The 15,060-nt window shown below is 39.7% G+C and carries 11 protein-coding genes; 7 read left to right on the forward strand and 4 right to left on the reverse strand.

Going from position 1 to position 15,060, the window contains the following annotated elements; all coding sequences use genetic code 11:
• The first annotated feature begins 50 nt into the window (after positions 1-50).
• Positions 51-1,007, forward strand: a complete 957-nt coding sequence (locus UFO1_RS23540) for a bifunctional UDP-sugar hydrolase/5'-nucleotidase (RefSeq protein ID WP_038674658.1) — start codon at positions 51-53, stop codon at positions 1,005-1,007.
• Positions 1,008-1,124: 117 nt separating this feature from the next.
• Here the strand turns inward: UFO1_RS23540 and UFO1_RS23545 are convergent, their stop codons facing one another.
• On the reverse strand, positions 1,125-1,349 hold the full coding sequence (locus UFO1_RS23545) for a hypothetical protein (protein ID WP_236639292.1): 225 nt from the start codon (positions 1,347-1,349) through the stop codon (positions 1,125-1,127).
• Between the two features lie 407 nt (positions 1,350-1,756).
• Between UFO1_RS23545 and UFO1_RS25915 the strand changes: the two genes are divergently transcribed.
• Positions 1,757-3,202: a PocR ligand-binding domain-containing protein gene (locus UFO1_RS25915; RefSeq protein WP_051789073.1), complete on the forward strand. Its 1,446-nt coding sequence runs from the start codon at positions 1,757-1,759 to the stop codon at positions 3,200-3,202.
• A 435-nt stretch (positions 3,203-3,637) separates the two neighbouring features.
• On the opposite strand, the gene UFO1_RS23555 is transcribed toward UFO1_RS25915, so the two are convergent.
• Entirely contained in the window at positions 3,638-4,183 is a 546-nt protein-coding gene (locus UFO1_RS23555) for a hypothetical protein (protein WP_038674660.1), read from the reverse strand.
• A gap of 215 nt (positions 4,184-4,398) precedes the next feature.
• Here UFO1_RS23555 and addB point away from each other — a divergent pair, with 215 nt between their 5' ends.
• Positions 4,399-7,851 carry a helicase-exonuclease AddAB subunit AddB gene (gene addB, locus UFO1_RS23560; RefSeq protein ID WP_038674661.1) on the forward strand — a complete coding sequence of 1,151 codons (3,453 nt, stop codon included), beginning with the start codon at positions 4,399-4,401 and terminating at the stop codon, positions 7,849-7,851.
• The gene (gene addA / locus UFO1_RS23565; protein WP_038674663.1) at positions 7,838-11,563 is read left to right on the forward strand and encodes a helicase-exonuclease AddAB subunit AddA; all 3,726 of its coding nucleotides are present in this window, start codon (positions 7,838-7,840) and stop codon (positions 11,561-11,563) included. Before addB ends, addA begins: the two co-directional genes overlap by 14 nt.
• Positions 11,564-11,756: 193 nt before the next feature.
• On the opposite strand, the gene UFO1_RS23570 is transcribed toward addA, so the two are convergent.
• A complete protein-coding gene (locus UFO1_RS23570; RefSeq protein WP_038674665.1) occupies positions 11,757-12,083 on the reverse strand; it encodes a YnfA family protein in 327 nt (108 codons plus the stop codon).
• A gap of 232 nt (positions 12,084-12,315) precedes the next feature.
• Here UFO1_RS23570 and UFO1_RS23575 point away from each other — a divergent pair, with 232 nt between their 5' ends.
• On the forward strand, positions 12,316-12,897 hold the full coding sequence (locus UFO1_RS23575; protein WP_038674667.1) for a superoxide dismutase: 582 nt from the start codon (positions 12,316-12,318) through the stop codon (positions 12,895-12,897).
• Positions 12,898-12,999: 102 nt separating this feature from the next.
• Here UFO1_RS23575 and ubiE read toward each other — a convergent pair whose 3' ends face one another.
• Positions 13,000-13,716, reverse strand: coding sequence for a bifunctional demethylmenaquinone methyltransferase/2-methoxy-6-polyprenyl-1,4-benzoquinol methylase UbiE (gene ubiE / locus UFO1_RS23580; RefSeq protein ID WP_038674669.1), 717 nt, complete (start codon positions 13,714-13,716; stop codon positions 13,000-13,002).
• 169 nt (positions 13,717-13,885) lie between these two features.
• Between ubiE and UFO1_RS23585 the strand changes: the two genes are divergently transcribed.
• Positions 13,886-14,107, forward strand: coding sequence for a hypothetical protein (locus UFO1_RS23585; RefSeq protein WP_038674670.1), 222 nt, complete (start codon positions 13,886-13,888; stop codon positions 14,105-14,107).
• Positions 14,108-14,229: 122 nt separating this feature from the next.
• The gene (locus tag UFO1_RS23590; protein ID WP_038674672.1) at positions 14,230-14,997 is read left to right on the forward strand and encodes a polysaccharide deacetylase family protein; all 768 of its coding nucleotides are present in this window, start codon (positions 14,230-14,232) and stop codon (positions 14,995-14,997) included.
• Positions 14,998-15,060 lie beyond the last annotated feature (63 nt).

Below are 15,060 nucleotides of genomic sequence, written 5' to 3' on the forward strand. Positions count from 1 at the left end.
TGTAGTTTTATAATATGACTTGCAGTCTTGAGTATTCGAGGGGGAGAGACGTGAATATTCCAAAGAAGAGCCTTACCTTAATTACCTTGATTTGGATGCTTGTGTCCATTATGATACCTGTTTTTGCTTTTGCTGAACAGGCTCAGCCGCAAGTTTTCAAGCTAACCGTTATTCATACTAATGATTTCCATGATTATGAACCATATGCTTTAGCCAGAAAAGCAACTATTATAAAAAAGATACGATCAGAAGTGCAAAATGTCCTTTTGGTTGATGCGGGTGATCTTTTTACTCGCGGACCATATCACAATATTTTTTACGGGGAAATGGAAATGGCTGCTTATAATGGAATGAACTATGACGCGTGGGAATTAGGCAACAACGAATTTAAAGGTCACCCTGAGCAAGCTGTAAGTGATCAAAAGTTGTACAATTTAATTGAACAGGCAAAATTTCCTACCTTATGTTCCAACATTAAGACAACCAATGGCGAATATCTGCCAGGGGTGAAACCTTATATTGTTAAATCAATACAAGATGTTAGAGTAGGTATCATTGGTGTATCTTCTACCAAGGTAAGGAGATATTCCCAAGCTTCAAACAAGATTGTAGAAGATCCCCTCACAGCAGTGGCAGAGCTAATTCCTCAGGTGCGCAAGGAATCGGACATTCAATTGCTCTTGTCTCACGCTGGGCTTGCAGTAGATGTTCAAATGGATATGAAATTAGCAGGCAGTGGATTGTCTCTTATTATCGGGGCCGATGATCATTATGTCATTCAGCAGCCTATTTATCGAACAGGTGGTATTCCAATTGTTCAGGCTGGGGGAGAAGATAACATATATCTCGGCAGAGTTGATCTGACATATGAAAATAGGGACGGACAATGGGCTTTAGTTTCTCAACATGGCATGTTGTACCCAATTAATGATAAAATTCCGATGGATCTAGACATTAAAAAAATTATTGATGGATATTTGTCTACAGTCAAAAGGCCGGCTGCATAATAAGATTCGGATGTGCAGAGGAGGCCCCAAAGAACTTTTATTCTTTTGTCCATAAAAACAGGGCTGCCTCGCTACGATTTTTTTAATCGTTTTGAGACAGCCCCGTTCTTATCGTTATTAGTTTGTACGGATATAACCATCATCTTTAAGATCCTTGTTTAACTGTTTCCAGATTAAATCTTTGAATTGTATGGCATCTTGCAATTCTTGTTTTGACTTTGTGTAGTAAATTGTATTTCGAAGACCTACTGATATTTTCATATCCTTTAGAGATTGATCTAACATATCGCAAATTCGAATCAGCTGAATTTTATCTTCTTCGTATTTACCAGTAAATTTCAAAGAAAACGTCTTACTACGTGTATTCATTATTGATTCATTTAATTTCAATAAATTATTATTCGTTACACTCGGAGTCATATGACCATTCGTATAATCGTCAATGCTATCACCTCGCTCTCGTCCAACAGAGGATAATCGGAGTCGTTAGATGTAATCCATAAAAAGCATTACAATATTTACTAAAAATGAGATTTTTTGCAGGAATTTGCATTTTTAGGACAAATATATGCATTATTAGAAGTTAGAGGTTTCTTGTTATAAAGAAATCATATGACTAAACAGCTAAATAGATTTTGTGACATCATTCACATTCACAAGTCAAAGAACGTTGCTAAAAGACTTTAAAAAATATGGGTTATTTATTTCAAAAATGTTTCGGAGATGTGAAATCAGCAGGAGGAATGGGAATGGATGATCAAGTCACAAGAACTGAACGTACAACAGTCAAAGTCAAAAACGGATTGGACTTAAGCAATATTCAATTATCAGATGTTATAGATATTAATTTCCTGCAACGATTTCAAGATAGTTTTGCTAAAGGGGTAGGGGTGGCCAGTGTGACTGTAAATCTTGAGGGAGATGCTATCACTAACCCGAGTAATTATACTAGATATTGTATGGATTATATTCATGCAACATCTAAGGGCGATAAGCGATGTGCAGAATCGCATCGGAAAGCTGGAGAAGAGGCTGCACGTCTTGGAAAACCGGTTGTATATGAATGTCATGCGGGGCTTATTGATTTTGCTGCTCCAATTATATTAGAAGGGCGGCAAATTGGGACTATATTAGGTGGACAAGTGCTAATGGATATTCCAAATGAAGAAAAGTATCGTAAAATTGCTAAAGAGATTGGGATTAGCGAAGATGGATACTTTGAATCGGTCAAGGAAATTCGTCAGTTATCAAAAGAAAGTGTTGAAGCTGCAGCAGATGTGCTTTACATCGTTGCTAACAATATGTCGAAAGCAGAATATCAGCAGCAAATATTAACAGCGAAATCAAAGTTGCTTAGTGACAGTTTAGACAAAATATCGCTGTCAATGAAAAAATTAGCAGCCTCGGTCAGTATGGTAAATGTAAGTCAAGTACATTTGGATAAAGAAATGAATAATGTCAATACCATAAATAATAAAATTAATGAAATGATGGATTTAACTAAAAATATTGCTGATATGATATCTGCCCAAAAAATAGAAATGGCTCGTTTAGATCGACTGAATTTAGTTGGAGAAATGGCAGCTAGTATTGGACATGAAGTTAGAAATCCGCTTACCACCGTCAGAGGGTATCTACAATTTCTTAATAAAAAAACTGAATTCAGTAAATATGCATCTAGCCTTGAGATGATGATTGAAGAACTAGACCGTGCAAATGAAATTATTACCGAATTCTTATCATTGGCAAAAGATCGTAGAGTGGATTTAAAAGAATCGGATTTGAATAAAATAATAGCAAGAATAGTGCCCTTAATGCAAGCTGACGGGGTGCTTAAAGGTATACAAATTAATCTTGAACTTGGAGATATCCCTTCATTGATATTAGACGAAAAAGAAATTAGGCAACTAATTTTAAATTTAGTTAAAAATGCAATTGAGGCGACAGATGATGATGGGAGCGTGGCAATAGCAACATATATAACTGAAGATAGACCGGTTCTATCAATAGCCGATGAAGGATGTGGAATCCCCAAGGAATTCTTAGATAAAATAGGTACTCCATTCCTATCGACTAAACCACAGGGAACTGGTTTAGGTTTAGCTGTATGCTACAGAATTGCAGAACGTCATTCTGCATCGATAAATATTCATAGCAAAGAAGGCATAGGAACTACCGTGAAAGTCATATTTTGATTGTTCAGCTCATGCTAAATTAATAACGGGCTTATTAATTAGCACTATTTAGATTGGTGATGCAGCTTCTGATATTACTAACTGGAAAATTGGTCTATCTCAGGAAATTGCTCCTAATTTAGACTTTAATCTTGATTATCGTAACATGAAGATTTTGGATATGAGTTATTTGGGAGTTGCCGGAAATTTTGATGTGACATCAAAAGGTATTGGCTATGGTATCTATAAATTCTAGTATGTAAGAAGTGCTAGTGGGTTCAATACAACCATATCTTAGTCTAAATGAGAAGAAACGGAGAAAATCGTTTTTCGATTATTTCCGCTTCTTCTCATTCAGTTTAATAGTACAATAATAAGCCTACCCGAAGTCTTAAGTTACGATAACTATCACTCATGAGGAGGCGGACACCTAAGCCGGGAATTGCAGTATGGTACTCATGCCAATATATTCAAAGACCGTTTTTTCTCTCTTTGCTTTACGGCTTTTGCTCCATTATTTTTGCTGTTATCATTTGTCGTATCAGCATCCATTTCATCTTTCTTTCTTTTACGCTCTACTTCAGCAGCTTCAATTCCCAATTTTTCCGCCGCGTTAACGTTTTCATCTACAGAAATATCTGCTTTGGCTAAAATTAAATGTCCCATACTAGCGTTAAAAAGATACGTTTCATGCTCCCTTCTAATTTTCGCACGTTTACTAGGACTTTTAGCTGGGGATGATTCGTTTTTATACCAATCTTCTTGAAGTTTTCGTGCAGTTTTTGCATACTGAACCTGCTGTATTTGCTTTGTAACTCCTTGTAAGGCTACCATCGTTTCTTTTCTGCCTATATGAATAGAACTAGCATCGCCATTTCCATTATTGCCAGTTTTAGATTGTAACTTCTTTAGCATGTTATCTCTATATTTTTCTAGCGAATTTAACGTACTATTCGAATTAGTATTTAATAAATTAGTAATTAGACCTCCGTTGTTAGACATTAAGAATCCCCTCCTTATCCATTGGAAAATATAACCATTATATTACATATCGAACAAATTACCTGCAATGTTAAGTAGTAAGACTCAGAAAATGAAAAAGACAGTCAGTTTTTCACCTCGAAAGTATCCGAACAGCTAGGGAAAGGGTAGGACTTTTCCCTTCTTATACCGAATATCACTGCAATAGCAAGATATAAGTTAGAGGTGAAACACAAGTGAAGCTTCGTTTAATTATAGGAAGAGCTGGGTGTGGCAAGACCCAGTATTGTTTAGAAGAAATGGGTCAAATGTTAGCGGCATCACCAGAGGGACGGTCCATGATCATGATCTTGCCGGAGCACGCTACCTTTCAGGTAGAGCATGAGTTAGCATCTACTCCTGGCATTGATGGTTTTACTAGGGCCTATGTCTTCGGTTTTCGTCGTTTGGCACATCGAATCTTAATGGAAACAGGTGGTGCGGTTCGCCCTCATATTACAGAACTTGGGAAACGGATCGTATTGAATAAATTATTACATGAGCATCGAGAAGATTTTAAGATATTTCATCGGGCGGCTGCCCAACGTAGTTTCGCCGATATTTTAGTCAGTATGATTCAGGAGTTTAAAGCCTATGGTGTATCTCCAGAATCTTTGGCAGAGATAGAAGGGCAATGTGGTGATTTGCCAATTGGTGATAAAATTCATGATTTAGCCTTAGTGTATCAAGGTTTTGAAAACTTTTTGCAAGGGCGTTATACCGATCCGGAAGATTATCTTACCTTATTGGCAAAGAAGATTCCCCAGTCTGCTATTTTGCATCAAGCAGAGGTGTGGATTGATGGCTTTACTTGGTTCAATCCGCAAGAAGCAGATGTAGTAGCTGGGCTATTAGCAAACTCTGCTAGTGTGACCATTACCTTGTGTTTGGCAGATGCCAAGTCTAGTGAGCAGGCAAGTGAGACAGCCTTATTTCATCGTCAATGGGACACCCGAAGAAAGCTATTGGATATGGCAAGAAAAATGGGGGCTGAAATTGAAGAAGTGGAGTTAACCCAGAACCAACGATTTACGGCTCCCTTGCTAGGGCATATGGAAGCGCAGCTATTTACTTTTCCTTCCGCAGTTTGGGCAGGTGAAACCAAAGGAGCTGTGGTAACGGAGGCTGCCAATCGCCGGATAGAAGTCGAAGGTATGGCAAGGGATATGTTACGGTTATGTCGGGAAGAAGGATATCGTTGGCGAGATATTGGAATTCTGCTGCGTGATCCAGAAAGTTATGCTGAACTTGTGGAGACTGTGTTAGCTGACTATGAGATACCTTTCTTTAGTGATCGAAAACGCCAACCAGTGCATCATCCTTTAGCGGAATTGTTGCGTTCTAGTATAGAAGTGATCACGGAAAGATGGAGTTATGAACCTTTGTTTCGCTGTTTTAAGACAGATTTATTTGATTTGTCCCGGGATGATATTGATAAATTGGAAAACTACGTATTGGAGTTTGGTATTCGCGGTACAAAATGGACAAATGGTCAGCTGTGGACATTTATTCGCCGTTTTTCCTTAGGGGAAGATGCGGAACTAAATGAGGTACAACAAGAGCATCTTCAAACTATCAATGAGGTTAGAAGCAAAGCTTCTGCGCCTTTGCTGCTCTTGGAGCAACAGATGAAAGCCGCAACGACGGTACTAGAGATGACGACAGCCTTATATGAATTTTTAGCAGGATTGATGGTGCCCGAAAAATTGGAGCAGTGGGCGGTGCATGCCGAAGAAATAGGGGATTTGGAGCAGGCGAGGGAACATCGTCAGTTATGGGATCAAGTTATTCAGTTATTAGAACAAATTGTGGAGATCTGCGGCACAGAGGAGATGACAGTAGCCGATTATGGGATTATGTTGAGTGAAGGCTTGGAAGGTCTTACTCTCAGTCTCATTCCTCCAGGGCTTGACTATGTTACAGTATCTCCTATGGAGCAGACTAGCTTGGTAAATATTAAAAGTATTTATGTTCCAGGGGTAAATGATGGAGTATTGCCCATGCGCGGGCGGGGTGAAGGTTTATTAACTGATGCCGAACGAGGGCAAATGATTCAGTTTGGTTTAGAACTAGCCCCAGGTTCACAGTCGGATTCTTTTGCGGAGCGGTTTTTGGTATATACAGCCTTAACAAGAGCTAAAGAGTATTTATGGCTTAGTTATCCTCTAGCAGATGAAGAAGGCAAGGGGCTTAGTCCATCCTTGCTAATTAAACGGATTCGAGAATTGGCAAGAGTACCGTTTCATTCTTTGCCTGTAGAGCCTATAACTGGGAGTGAACAGCAGTATATCGCTCATGGGAAACGCAGTATTTCCGCTTTGGCGGCCGTACTTCGAAGCTACAAGAGCGGTGAGAAGATTGCTGGCGTGTGGTGGGATGTTTATAACTGGGCAAGACAAGAACAAGGGCTGGAATGGTATGTGCAAAGAGCCGTAGCTGGGTTGTTTCATCACAATCAGGTAGAGTCATTGCCGGGGAATTTGGCGAATCGTTTATATCCGAAGCAAAATAAACTGCGGGGCAGTGTTACTCGTTTTGAATCCTATCAGGCCTGTCCCTTCAAACATTTTGCGCAGTATGGCTTAAGCCTTAAGGAACGAGCCGTTTTTCGTTTACAGGCACCTGACTGGGGGCAGTTTTTGCATGCTGCTCTCAAAGGATTTGGTGATAGCTTGCAAGATGCCGGGCGTGACTGGGGTAGTATGAGCGAAGGGGAATATAAGGAGATTGTCAACCAAGTGGTGGAAGAATTGGCGCCAAAACTGCAAAATGAGATTTTGTTAAGCTCGGAACAGCATAAGCACTTGGTGGGCAGACTGAAACGGACTGTGACTCGTGCCGTACGTCGTCTAGTAGAATTTGATCGGGTAAGTACGTTTAAACCCATAGCCATGGAAAAATCATTCGGGCGGGGGGAGGATGCTTTGCCACCTCTCGTCTATATGTTGCCAGATGATATTTCCTTGGAAATAGTCGGTCAGATTGATCGCTTGGACATTGCGGAATTGGAAGGCAAAAAGTATATGCTAATTATTGATTATAAGTCAGGGGGAGCTTGGCTTAAATTGGTGGATGTATATTATGGTTTGCGGCTCCAGTTATTAACGTATCTGTTGGTAGCGAGTAAAGCGTATAAGGACTGTTTACCTGCTGGAGTTTTGTATTATTTCTTAAAGAATCCGAATCTCTCAGATAAAATTAAGTTAGACGCCGATGAAATTTGTAAAAAAATTAATGGACTCTTAAAGATGCCAGGTTGGGTATTAGCCGACTCTCAAGTAATACGGTTATTGGATCACACCATTGATGGTTATTCTGAATTCTTAAAGGTTGCCTTGAAAAAGGATGATACCTTTTATAGCAATTGTTTGTCTTATGTCAAAGAACCTGAAGAGTTTCAATTATTACTTAGCTATGTGGAGCAAAAATTAGTCGATACGGCACGGGAAATTATGGCGGGGAAAATCGAGATTAGTCCGTATGCTTTAGATAAACGGACACCTTGTGGCTTTTGTCAGTACAGTGCCGTATGTCAGTTTGATAGTTTGTTGCCAGAGAATCAATATCGTAGATTGGCAAAGCAAGATGAAAGTACTATTATGGGGGAAATTACCCAAGGCCAGGAGGTAAAACCAAATGAGTTGGTCTGAGCAGCAGTTATTGGCAATTGAAACACGGAATAAAAATCTATTAGTAGCTGCGGCTGCTGGTTCGGGTAAAACCTCTGTACTAGTTGAGCGGATTATTTCCCGTATATTAGATAAAGAGCAGCCAGTTGATGTAGATAAGGTGCTAGTTGTTACCTTTACCAATGCGGCAGCGGCTGAAATGCGCGGGCGAATTGGCTCGGCTTTGAATGATGCATTAAAAAAACAGCCTCGTTCTGAGCATATTCAGCGGCAGTTAGCACTACTCAATTCTTCTGCCATTTCTACCATTCATGCCTTTTGTCAAAACATTGTACGGCAGAATTTTCATCTCTTAGATTTAGATCCTCAATTTCGCATTGCTGGCCAGGCAGAAGTGACAATTATGAAAACAGAAGTGCTGGAAAATTTATTTGAGGCGAAATACGCCCAAGGGGACGAGGCATTTTTAGACTTAGTAGAACACTATGGGGATGAGCAGAGTGACAATTCCTTGTATCAATTGGTACTAGGATTATATAATTTCTCCCAGAGTCATCCTTGGCCAGAAAAATGGATAGCTGGTCTTTCACAAGAGTTTGCTTTGCCTGAAGCCGCTACTGTTGATCAAACTCCTTGGTCGAAGCTAATTCGGGAGAAAATAGTCTTGGATTTAGAACAGGCGGGGCAACAATTAGATACTCTTTGCCTAGAGGCTGGAAGACCTGGCAGCATAGATGCCTATGTAGATACCTTTATGGCAGATCGGGCTGTCCTTGATGAACTGCTGTCTGCAGCTAATCATTCCTGGGAAAGTCTGGCTAGTGCTATTGAAAGTTGTAAGTTTGAGAAAATTGCTGCCGTGCCAAAAGGTACAGATGAGTCCATGAAGAAATATTTTCAACGGGGCAGGCAGAAGGTCAAAGATAAAATCAATGACTGTAAGGTACATTTCTTTGATCGCCCAGCAGAAGAATTATTGGCAGATATGCGTCTAATTGCTCCTGTGGTAGATACGTTAGGTAAGTTGGTGATTGAATTTGGTCAGGAATTTGCCAAGGCAAAGCGTAGCAAAGATGTATTGGATTTCAATGACTTGGAGCATTTTTGTTTACAAATTTTGCTTGCATCGGAAAGTCAGCTAGGAGAGATCATACCTTCTTCTGTTGCGATCCAATTGCAGGAGCGTTTTGCGGAAGTAATGGTGGATGAATACCAAGATACCAATGGGGTACAGGAAACTATTTTGCGTTTGGTAGCAAGTACGAAACAACCTAATTTATTTTTAGTGGGTGATGTTAAACAGAGTATTTATCGTTTTCGCTTAGCAGAACCGGAATTATTCATGGAAAAATATCGCCAGTATCCGACAGCTGGCAGTCAGTATGCTCGAATCGATTTATCCCAGAATTTTCGTAGTCGGGCGGGGGTGCTTCATGCTGTCAATTTTCTCTTTGTGCAGTTGATGTCGCCCCGGATTGGAGAACTAGAGTATGGGGAGGCGGAGAAACTTAATCCTGGTCCTGATTACCCAGGAGAGCAGGGCAAACTGCTAGAAGGGCCTGTGGAACTCTGCATTGTAGATCGGGATGAAGCGGAAGTACAAATGGGTTCTTCCGAAGGGGAGATAGATAGTGGGGAAGGCGTAGAAGCCGCTGATGGCCCTGCAGCCGAGTTAATGGAAGAGGCAGAACTAAGTGGTTTTGAATTAGAGGCTCGTTTAATTGCCAAAAAGATGAGCGAGTTTATGACAGGCAATTATCGAGTGTATGATAAAGGGTTAAAAGAGTATCGCAGCCTAGCTTGGCGAGATATCGTTATTTTACTCCGGTCAGTAAAAGGCAAGGCAAATGTAATGCTGGATGTACTAAGAAAAGCAGGTATACCTGCTTATGCTGAACTAGATGCTGGTTACTTTAGGGAAATCGAAGTACAGATCATGGTATCTTTATTAAGTGTGATCGATAATCCACGTCAAGATATCGCCTTGGCGGCGGTATTGCGTTCGCCTTTGGTAGGATTTACGACGGAAGAGTTAGCAGAAGTCCGTTTGTGCTGTCAGGGGGAGGAATTGTGGATCGCCTTGAGCCATGAGGTGGATAACGCAAGCCTAATCGAAAAAACACGGGAAAAAGTGAAAAGTTTTGTGAAACAGCTTGAACAATGGCGTAATTTATCTCGCCGTAAAGGTGTTCCAGAACTCATTTGGCAGATTTATCGTGATACGGGGTACTATGATTATGTCGGAGGTATGCCTGGTGGCATGCTAAGGCAAGCCAATTTAAGAGCGCTGCATGATCGGGCTCGTCAATATGAAGGAACAAATTTTCGCGGCTTATTTCGCTTTTTGCGTTTTGTAGAGCGTATGCAGGATAAAGGATCTGACCTTGCTGTTGCCAGAGCCTTGGGGGAAAGTGAAAATGTAGTACGGATTATGAGTATTCATAAAAGTAAGGGACTTGAGTTTCCACTTGTATTTGTAGCGGACTTAGGCAAGAATATCAATCTGCAAGATAGTAAAGCGTTGGTGTTGTGTCACAAGGTCTTAGGGGTGGGGCCCTATGTTACCAATCCAGAACTGCGTTTTCGTTACCCTACATTAGCACGGCATGGCATTAGTCATAAGCTTATTATGGAGACCAAAGCAGAGGAATTACGTATTCTTTATGTAGCTTTAACAAGAGCAAGAGAAAAGCTGATTCTTGTAGGCTCTGTAAGTAAATTGGCTAAAAAGGCGGCTGGGTGGTGCCAATATACAGATCGCTCGCAACCTACATTGCCCGACGCACTCATTGCAGGGGCTAGTAACTATTTGGATTGGTTGTGTCCTGCTGTGGCTCGGCATGAGGGTGGCACTGCTCTTCGGGTATATGGAGAGTGCGAGCAAGAACTGAGGCCAATTTTTTCTAAAGATCCGTCAAAATGGCAAGTAGATGTTTATTCTCGTAGTCAATTACTGGAGGTAGATGAGGAGCAATCTGAAGCTGCCACGCTGCTAGAGAATATTCGCAACTTGCAACCCGTAGATGGTGGAGAAGATTATGCCTGGGTAGAGAAAACGCTAGGCTGGCAATATGGCTATCAGCATATTGTAGGAAAACCTGCTAAGTTGTCGGTGACGGAAATCAAACGGCGTTTTGATACGCAAGTAGTTGAAAGTAGTCAGCAAAACTTTGCTAAAAAATCGATTGCTTTACGCCCACGGTTTATTCAACAGTCCGTGGGGTTAACTGGTGCAGAACGAGGCACATTAATGCATAGTATCATGCAACAGATGGATTTACAGGGGGATTTGTCTGAGGTTGGTATTAAAGAACAAATCGCCAATATGGTTGCTAAGGAAATGATCTTACCTGAACACGCTGACATTGTAGATAGTGCAGGTGTGGTAGCCTTTTTTCAAAGCAGCTTAGGTCAGCGGTTATGTTCTTCACCTAAGGTAAGGCGAGAATTACCTTTCAGCCTAGTTCTTCCCGCGGAAAAGTTCTATGATGATATGGCAGGTGCGGGTGAAGGAATCTTCATTCAAGGGGTTATCGATGCCTTGTTTGATGAGGATGGTGGCTTAGTATTATTGGATTATAAGACCGACTGGGTCACAGATAGCAAAGATCTCATTGAGCGCTATACTATACAGCTTAATCTATATGCTGATGCAGTAGAACGGATTTTCAAACAGCCAGTAAAAGAAAAATATTTATATGTATTTAGTACAAAAGAAGCTGTCAAGTTATAACTGGCAGCTTCTTTTTCTTAATTTATCAAGATTTATAATTAAAAATATACCTGCTATCTATAGTTAGGATAGTTTTCATGTTATTAACGCTACTTTTGAAATGTAACCCTACCTATATTTTCTCTGTGTCCTCTGTATCTCTGCGGTTAAAAAAGATGCATCAAAGCCTTTCTTCATAATATTGCTAAATCTATCACCTAGGCCAGTACATAATAATTATTACGCCTACAAGGGAAATAAGCCCTCCGATCATATCAAACTTATCTGGGGCGATTTTATCAATGCCCCAACCCCACAAGATAGAAAGGACGATAAAAATTCCTCCATATGCGGCATAAACTCGTCCAAAATTAGCAGGTTGTAATGTAGGGATGAATCCATATGCTACTAAGATCATAGCGCCAAAGATTGCATAGCTAATACCTTTATCATCTCGAACCCAAAGCCAAATTAAGTAACCGCCACCAATTTCAAATAAGCCAGCTAAAACAAAAAAAATGATTGATTTTAAAACGTCCATTCGTATCCATCCTTTAAATCTTTATTGATAATTATTTTCATTATAACACGTAAAAAAAAGTATACTGTATAAATGCTGTATTGATGAAGCAATGACAGCTGTAACGTGATATAATACAAAAACAATATCATATAATATAAAAAAGCGGATATGCTAGTAATTAATTACAAACATATCCATATAAAAAGAACGATTGCTTAGTGCAGAAATACTTAACGTGGAGGGAAGGCAGATGTCATATCAAGCGCAGGACTATAGTGATCTTTTGGGGATTCAGGGTTTTAGTGACACGCTCTTAATAAATCATTTTAACTTATACAATGGATATGTTAAAAACGCGAATGAAATTGTAGCGCATATTGAAAACACCTTAGCAGAAGGACAGGCAGACCCCATAGAATATGCAGGGCTTAAGCAACGAATCGATCAGGAAGTTGCTGGTATGCGTTTGCATGAATTGTATTTTGAAAATTTGGGTGGACGAAATGAGATTCACCTTAGCTCCTCATTATTAAAACTATTGAAGGAAAACTTCGGCAGTTATGAAGCATGGGAAGAAGACTTTAAGACTACAGCTAGTATGCAAGGCGTTGGTTGGGCTATGCTATGCCAAGATAACAACAATGGAAAATTAAATAATCTTTGGCTAGATGAACATCATAGCGGGCATCCTGTAGACCGTACCCCCTTATTGGTGTTAGATGCTTGGGAACATTCTTATATGTTAGACTATGGTTTAAAAAGACCTCAATATATAGCAAATTTTTTCAAAAGTATTAATTGGAATGTAGTAGATAGTAGAATCAAAATATAAGAACAAGTAGAAAAAGCTCAAGGATTATATTCCTTGAGCTTTTTTATGTTTAAAATCCTTTTCCCCTTTTCAGTTAAAAAATAAAGATTTACCTGACTAAATTTATTTCTTTCCTAAATGTACAGTTGCGATACCTCCAGTTAGTTGGTGGTAGGTAACCTGTTGTAGACCTACTTGGCTGAACATATCTGCAATAACGGATTGGTGGGGAAGGGTTTTCAAAGAAGCAGGAAGATTGTAGTAAGGGCGATTTTTTGTAAAACCTAAATTCCCTAAAAAGGGGAGTAAGTTCTCAAAATAAAGGTAATAGAGTTGTTTAAAGATAGGTGCACTAGGCTTAGATAAATCTAAGGATAATACAGTGCCACCAGGTTTTGTCACGCGATACATTTCTTCTAAGGTGCTCTTTATATCGGATACATTTCGAAGGCCGAAACCAATGGTAGTACAGTCGAAACAATTTTCAGCAAAGGGTAATTTAAGGGCATTGCCCTGTATGAGGGTGATATTTTGTTGATAAGGGGATTTTTGAATATTTTGCTTGGCCTCAAGTAACATACTTTCTGAAAAATCTAGGCCGATGATTTTCCCACTGGATCCTAGGTATCTTGCTAAGGAAAGGGATAACTTTCCTGTGCCGCAACATACATCAAGGACGGAATTGTCTTCTTTTAGACCAGCTTTCGCTGCGGCGAAATTTCGCCAATAAGTATCTTGGTTTAGAGTAAAGAGTGCATTTAATATATCATACCGCTTAGCAATGCTGGAAAATAATTGTTGTACAAAAGCTTCCTGTCGGTGCTGGTCAAGTTGTTTCATTACGAATCCTGCCTTTCTGCTTAAGGATGGAGAATATAGTCATCATTATAATGGCTATACAAATATTTAGCGAGACGTAGGTTAGTAAGTTAAATTTGTGATCTATGTCATAGGCAAAGGAAGTGCAGTAGCGTATACTAAAAGCAAAAGCGAGAGGAGGGGTTCTACTTTGAAGTTGTGGCAGTGGTTCTGTAAACTAGGAGATAAACGGACTGGTTATAAAATAAAGAGAGGGCGAGCCCTTCAACCAGTGAAAGAAGTTTCAGAGCGGGTCAGCAAGTCGGGAGTGGACACGGTATGTTCTAGGGTATGTGGTCATGAAAATTGCCAGTGTGGTGGTACTCTGAAAGGTCTACATTGTGTATGGTCTTACTATCGATTGGACCAATAAGAAAATTCTACAAAAAAGAATAAAAAATATGGGAAAAAAATATAGATAATGATACAATAACCTTAAGAGGAATGTATACAGTATATTAAAATTAGGTTCCTTGGTGGAAAGGGGTCATAGTGATGATTTCACGTCGTAGCTTCTTAAAAGTGTGCTTTAGTACACTGGTCGGTGTAAGTACCTCGGAATTACTATTTCAGGTCGCTGTTAGTGGTGGATCTGGTTATCGTAAAATTCCTGTTTTGGCATATCATCGAGTAGGATATACGACAGATAATCTGACTGTTACTCCAGAACGATTTTCTAATGATTTAGACAGTTTGCAGCAAAGAGGTTATTGCAGTATTACCTTAGGAGAATTCCAAAACTTTATGAGTGACCGCAATGTGGAGTTGCCAGAAAAACCTGTCTTGATTACTTTCGATGATGGTTATTTGGACAATTTTCAAAATGCCTATCCGATATTAAAAAGGCATGGAATGGTGGGAACTTTTTTTATTATTACGGATATGTTATGGACGCAAGATCGGCTTACTCCTGAGAATATTGTGGAAATGGAACAAGGCGGCATGTCCTTTGGCTCCCATTCAGTAACACACAGAGCCTTAGGAGAGCTTGATCAAACTGCTGTTTATGATGAATTAGTTAATTCAAAAGCCATATTAGAGAGTGTTTTAGGAAAAAAAGTGGATGCGATTGCTTATCCGCGGGGAAGCTATAATGAGGCAGTTGTACAAATAGCCAAAAATGTGGGTTATAATACAGGGTTTACTGTACGGGAAGGCATTTGTCTCAAAGAGTCTCCTGAATTTGAATTGCGGCGTATCCCCATTTTCAAGTATGATAGTGGTGTTATTAATGTGATTGCCAATCGTGGTCACTTACTATAAAAATATTTATAAATTTTATGTCTACTGCTGTTGACATGGAAACGATATGCTGTTATAATCATA

Source organism: Pelosinus sp. UFO1 (assembly GCF_000725345.1).
Lineage (GTDB): Bacteria > Bacillota > Negativicutes > DSM-13327 > DSM-13327 > Pelosinus.

Excerpts from the sequence above, each read along its gene's own strand:
- UFO1_RS25915 (WP_051789073.1), top strand. The coding sequence starts at position 1,757 with ATGGATGATCAAGTCACAAGAACTGAACGTACAACAGTCAAAGTCAAA.
- UFO1_RS23555 (WP_038674660.1), bottom strand. The coding sequence starts at position 4,183 with ATGTCTAACAACGGAGGTCTAATTACTAATTTATTAAATACTAATTCG.
- addA (WP_038674663.1), top strand. The coding sequence starts at position 7,838 with ATGAGTTGGTCTGAGCAGCAGTTATTGGCAATTGAAACACGGAATAAA.
- UFO1_RS23570 (WP_038674665.1), bottom strand. The coding sequence starts at position 12,083 with ATGGACGTTTTAAAATCAATCATTTTTTTTGTTTTAGCTGGCTTATTT.
- UFO1_RS23575 (WP_038674667.1), top strand. The coding sequence starts at position 12,316 with ATGTCATATCAAGCGCAGGACTATAGTGATCTTTTGGGGATTCAGGGT.
- ubiE (WP_038674669.1), bottom strand. The coding sequence starts at position 13,716 with ATGAAACAACTTGACCAGCACCGACAGGAAGCTTTTGTACAACAATTA.
- UFO1_RS23590 (WP_038674672.1), top strand. The coding sequence starts at position 14,230 with ATGATTTCACGTCGTAGCTTCTTAAAAGTGTGCTTTAGTACACTGGTC.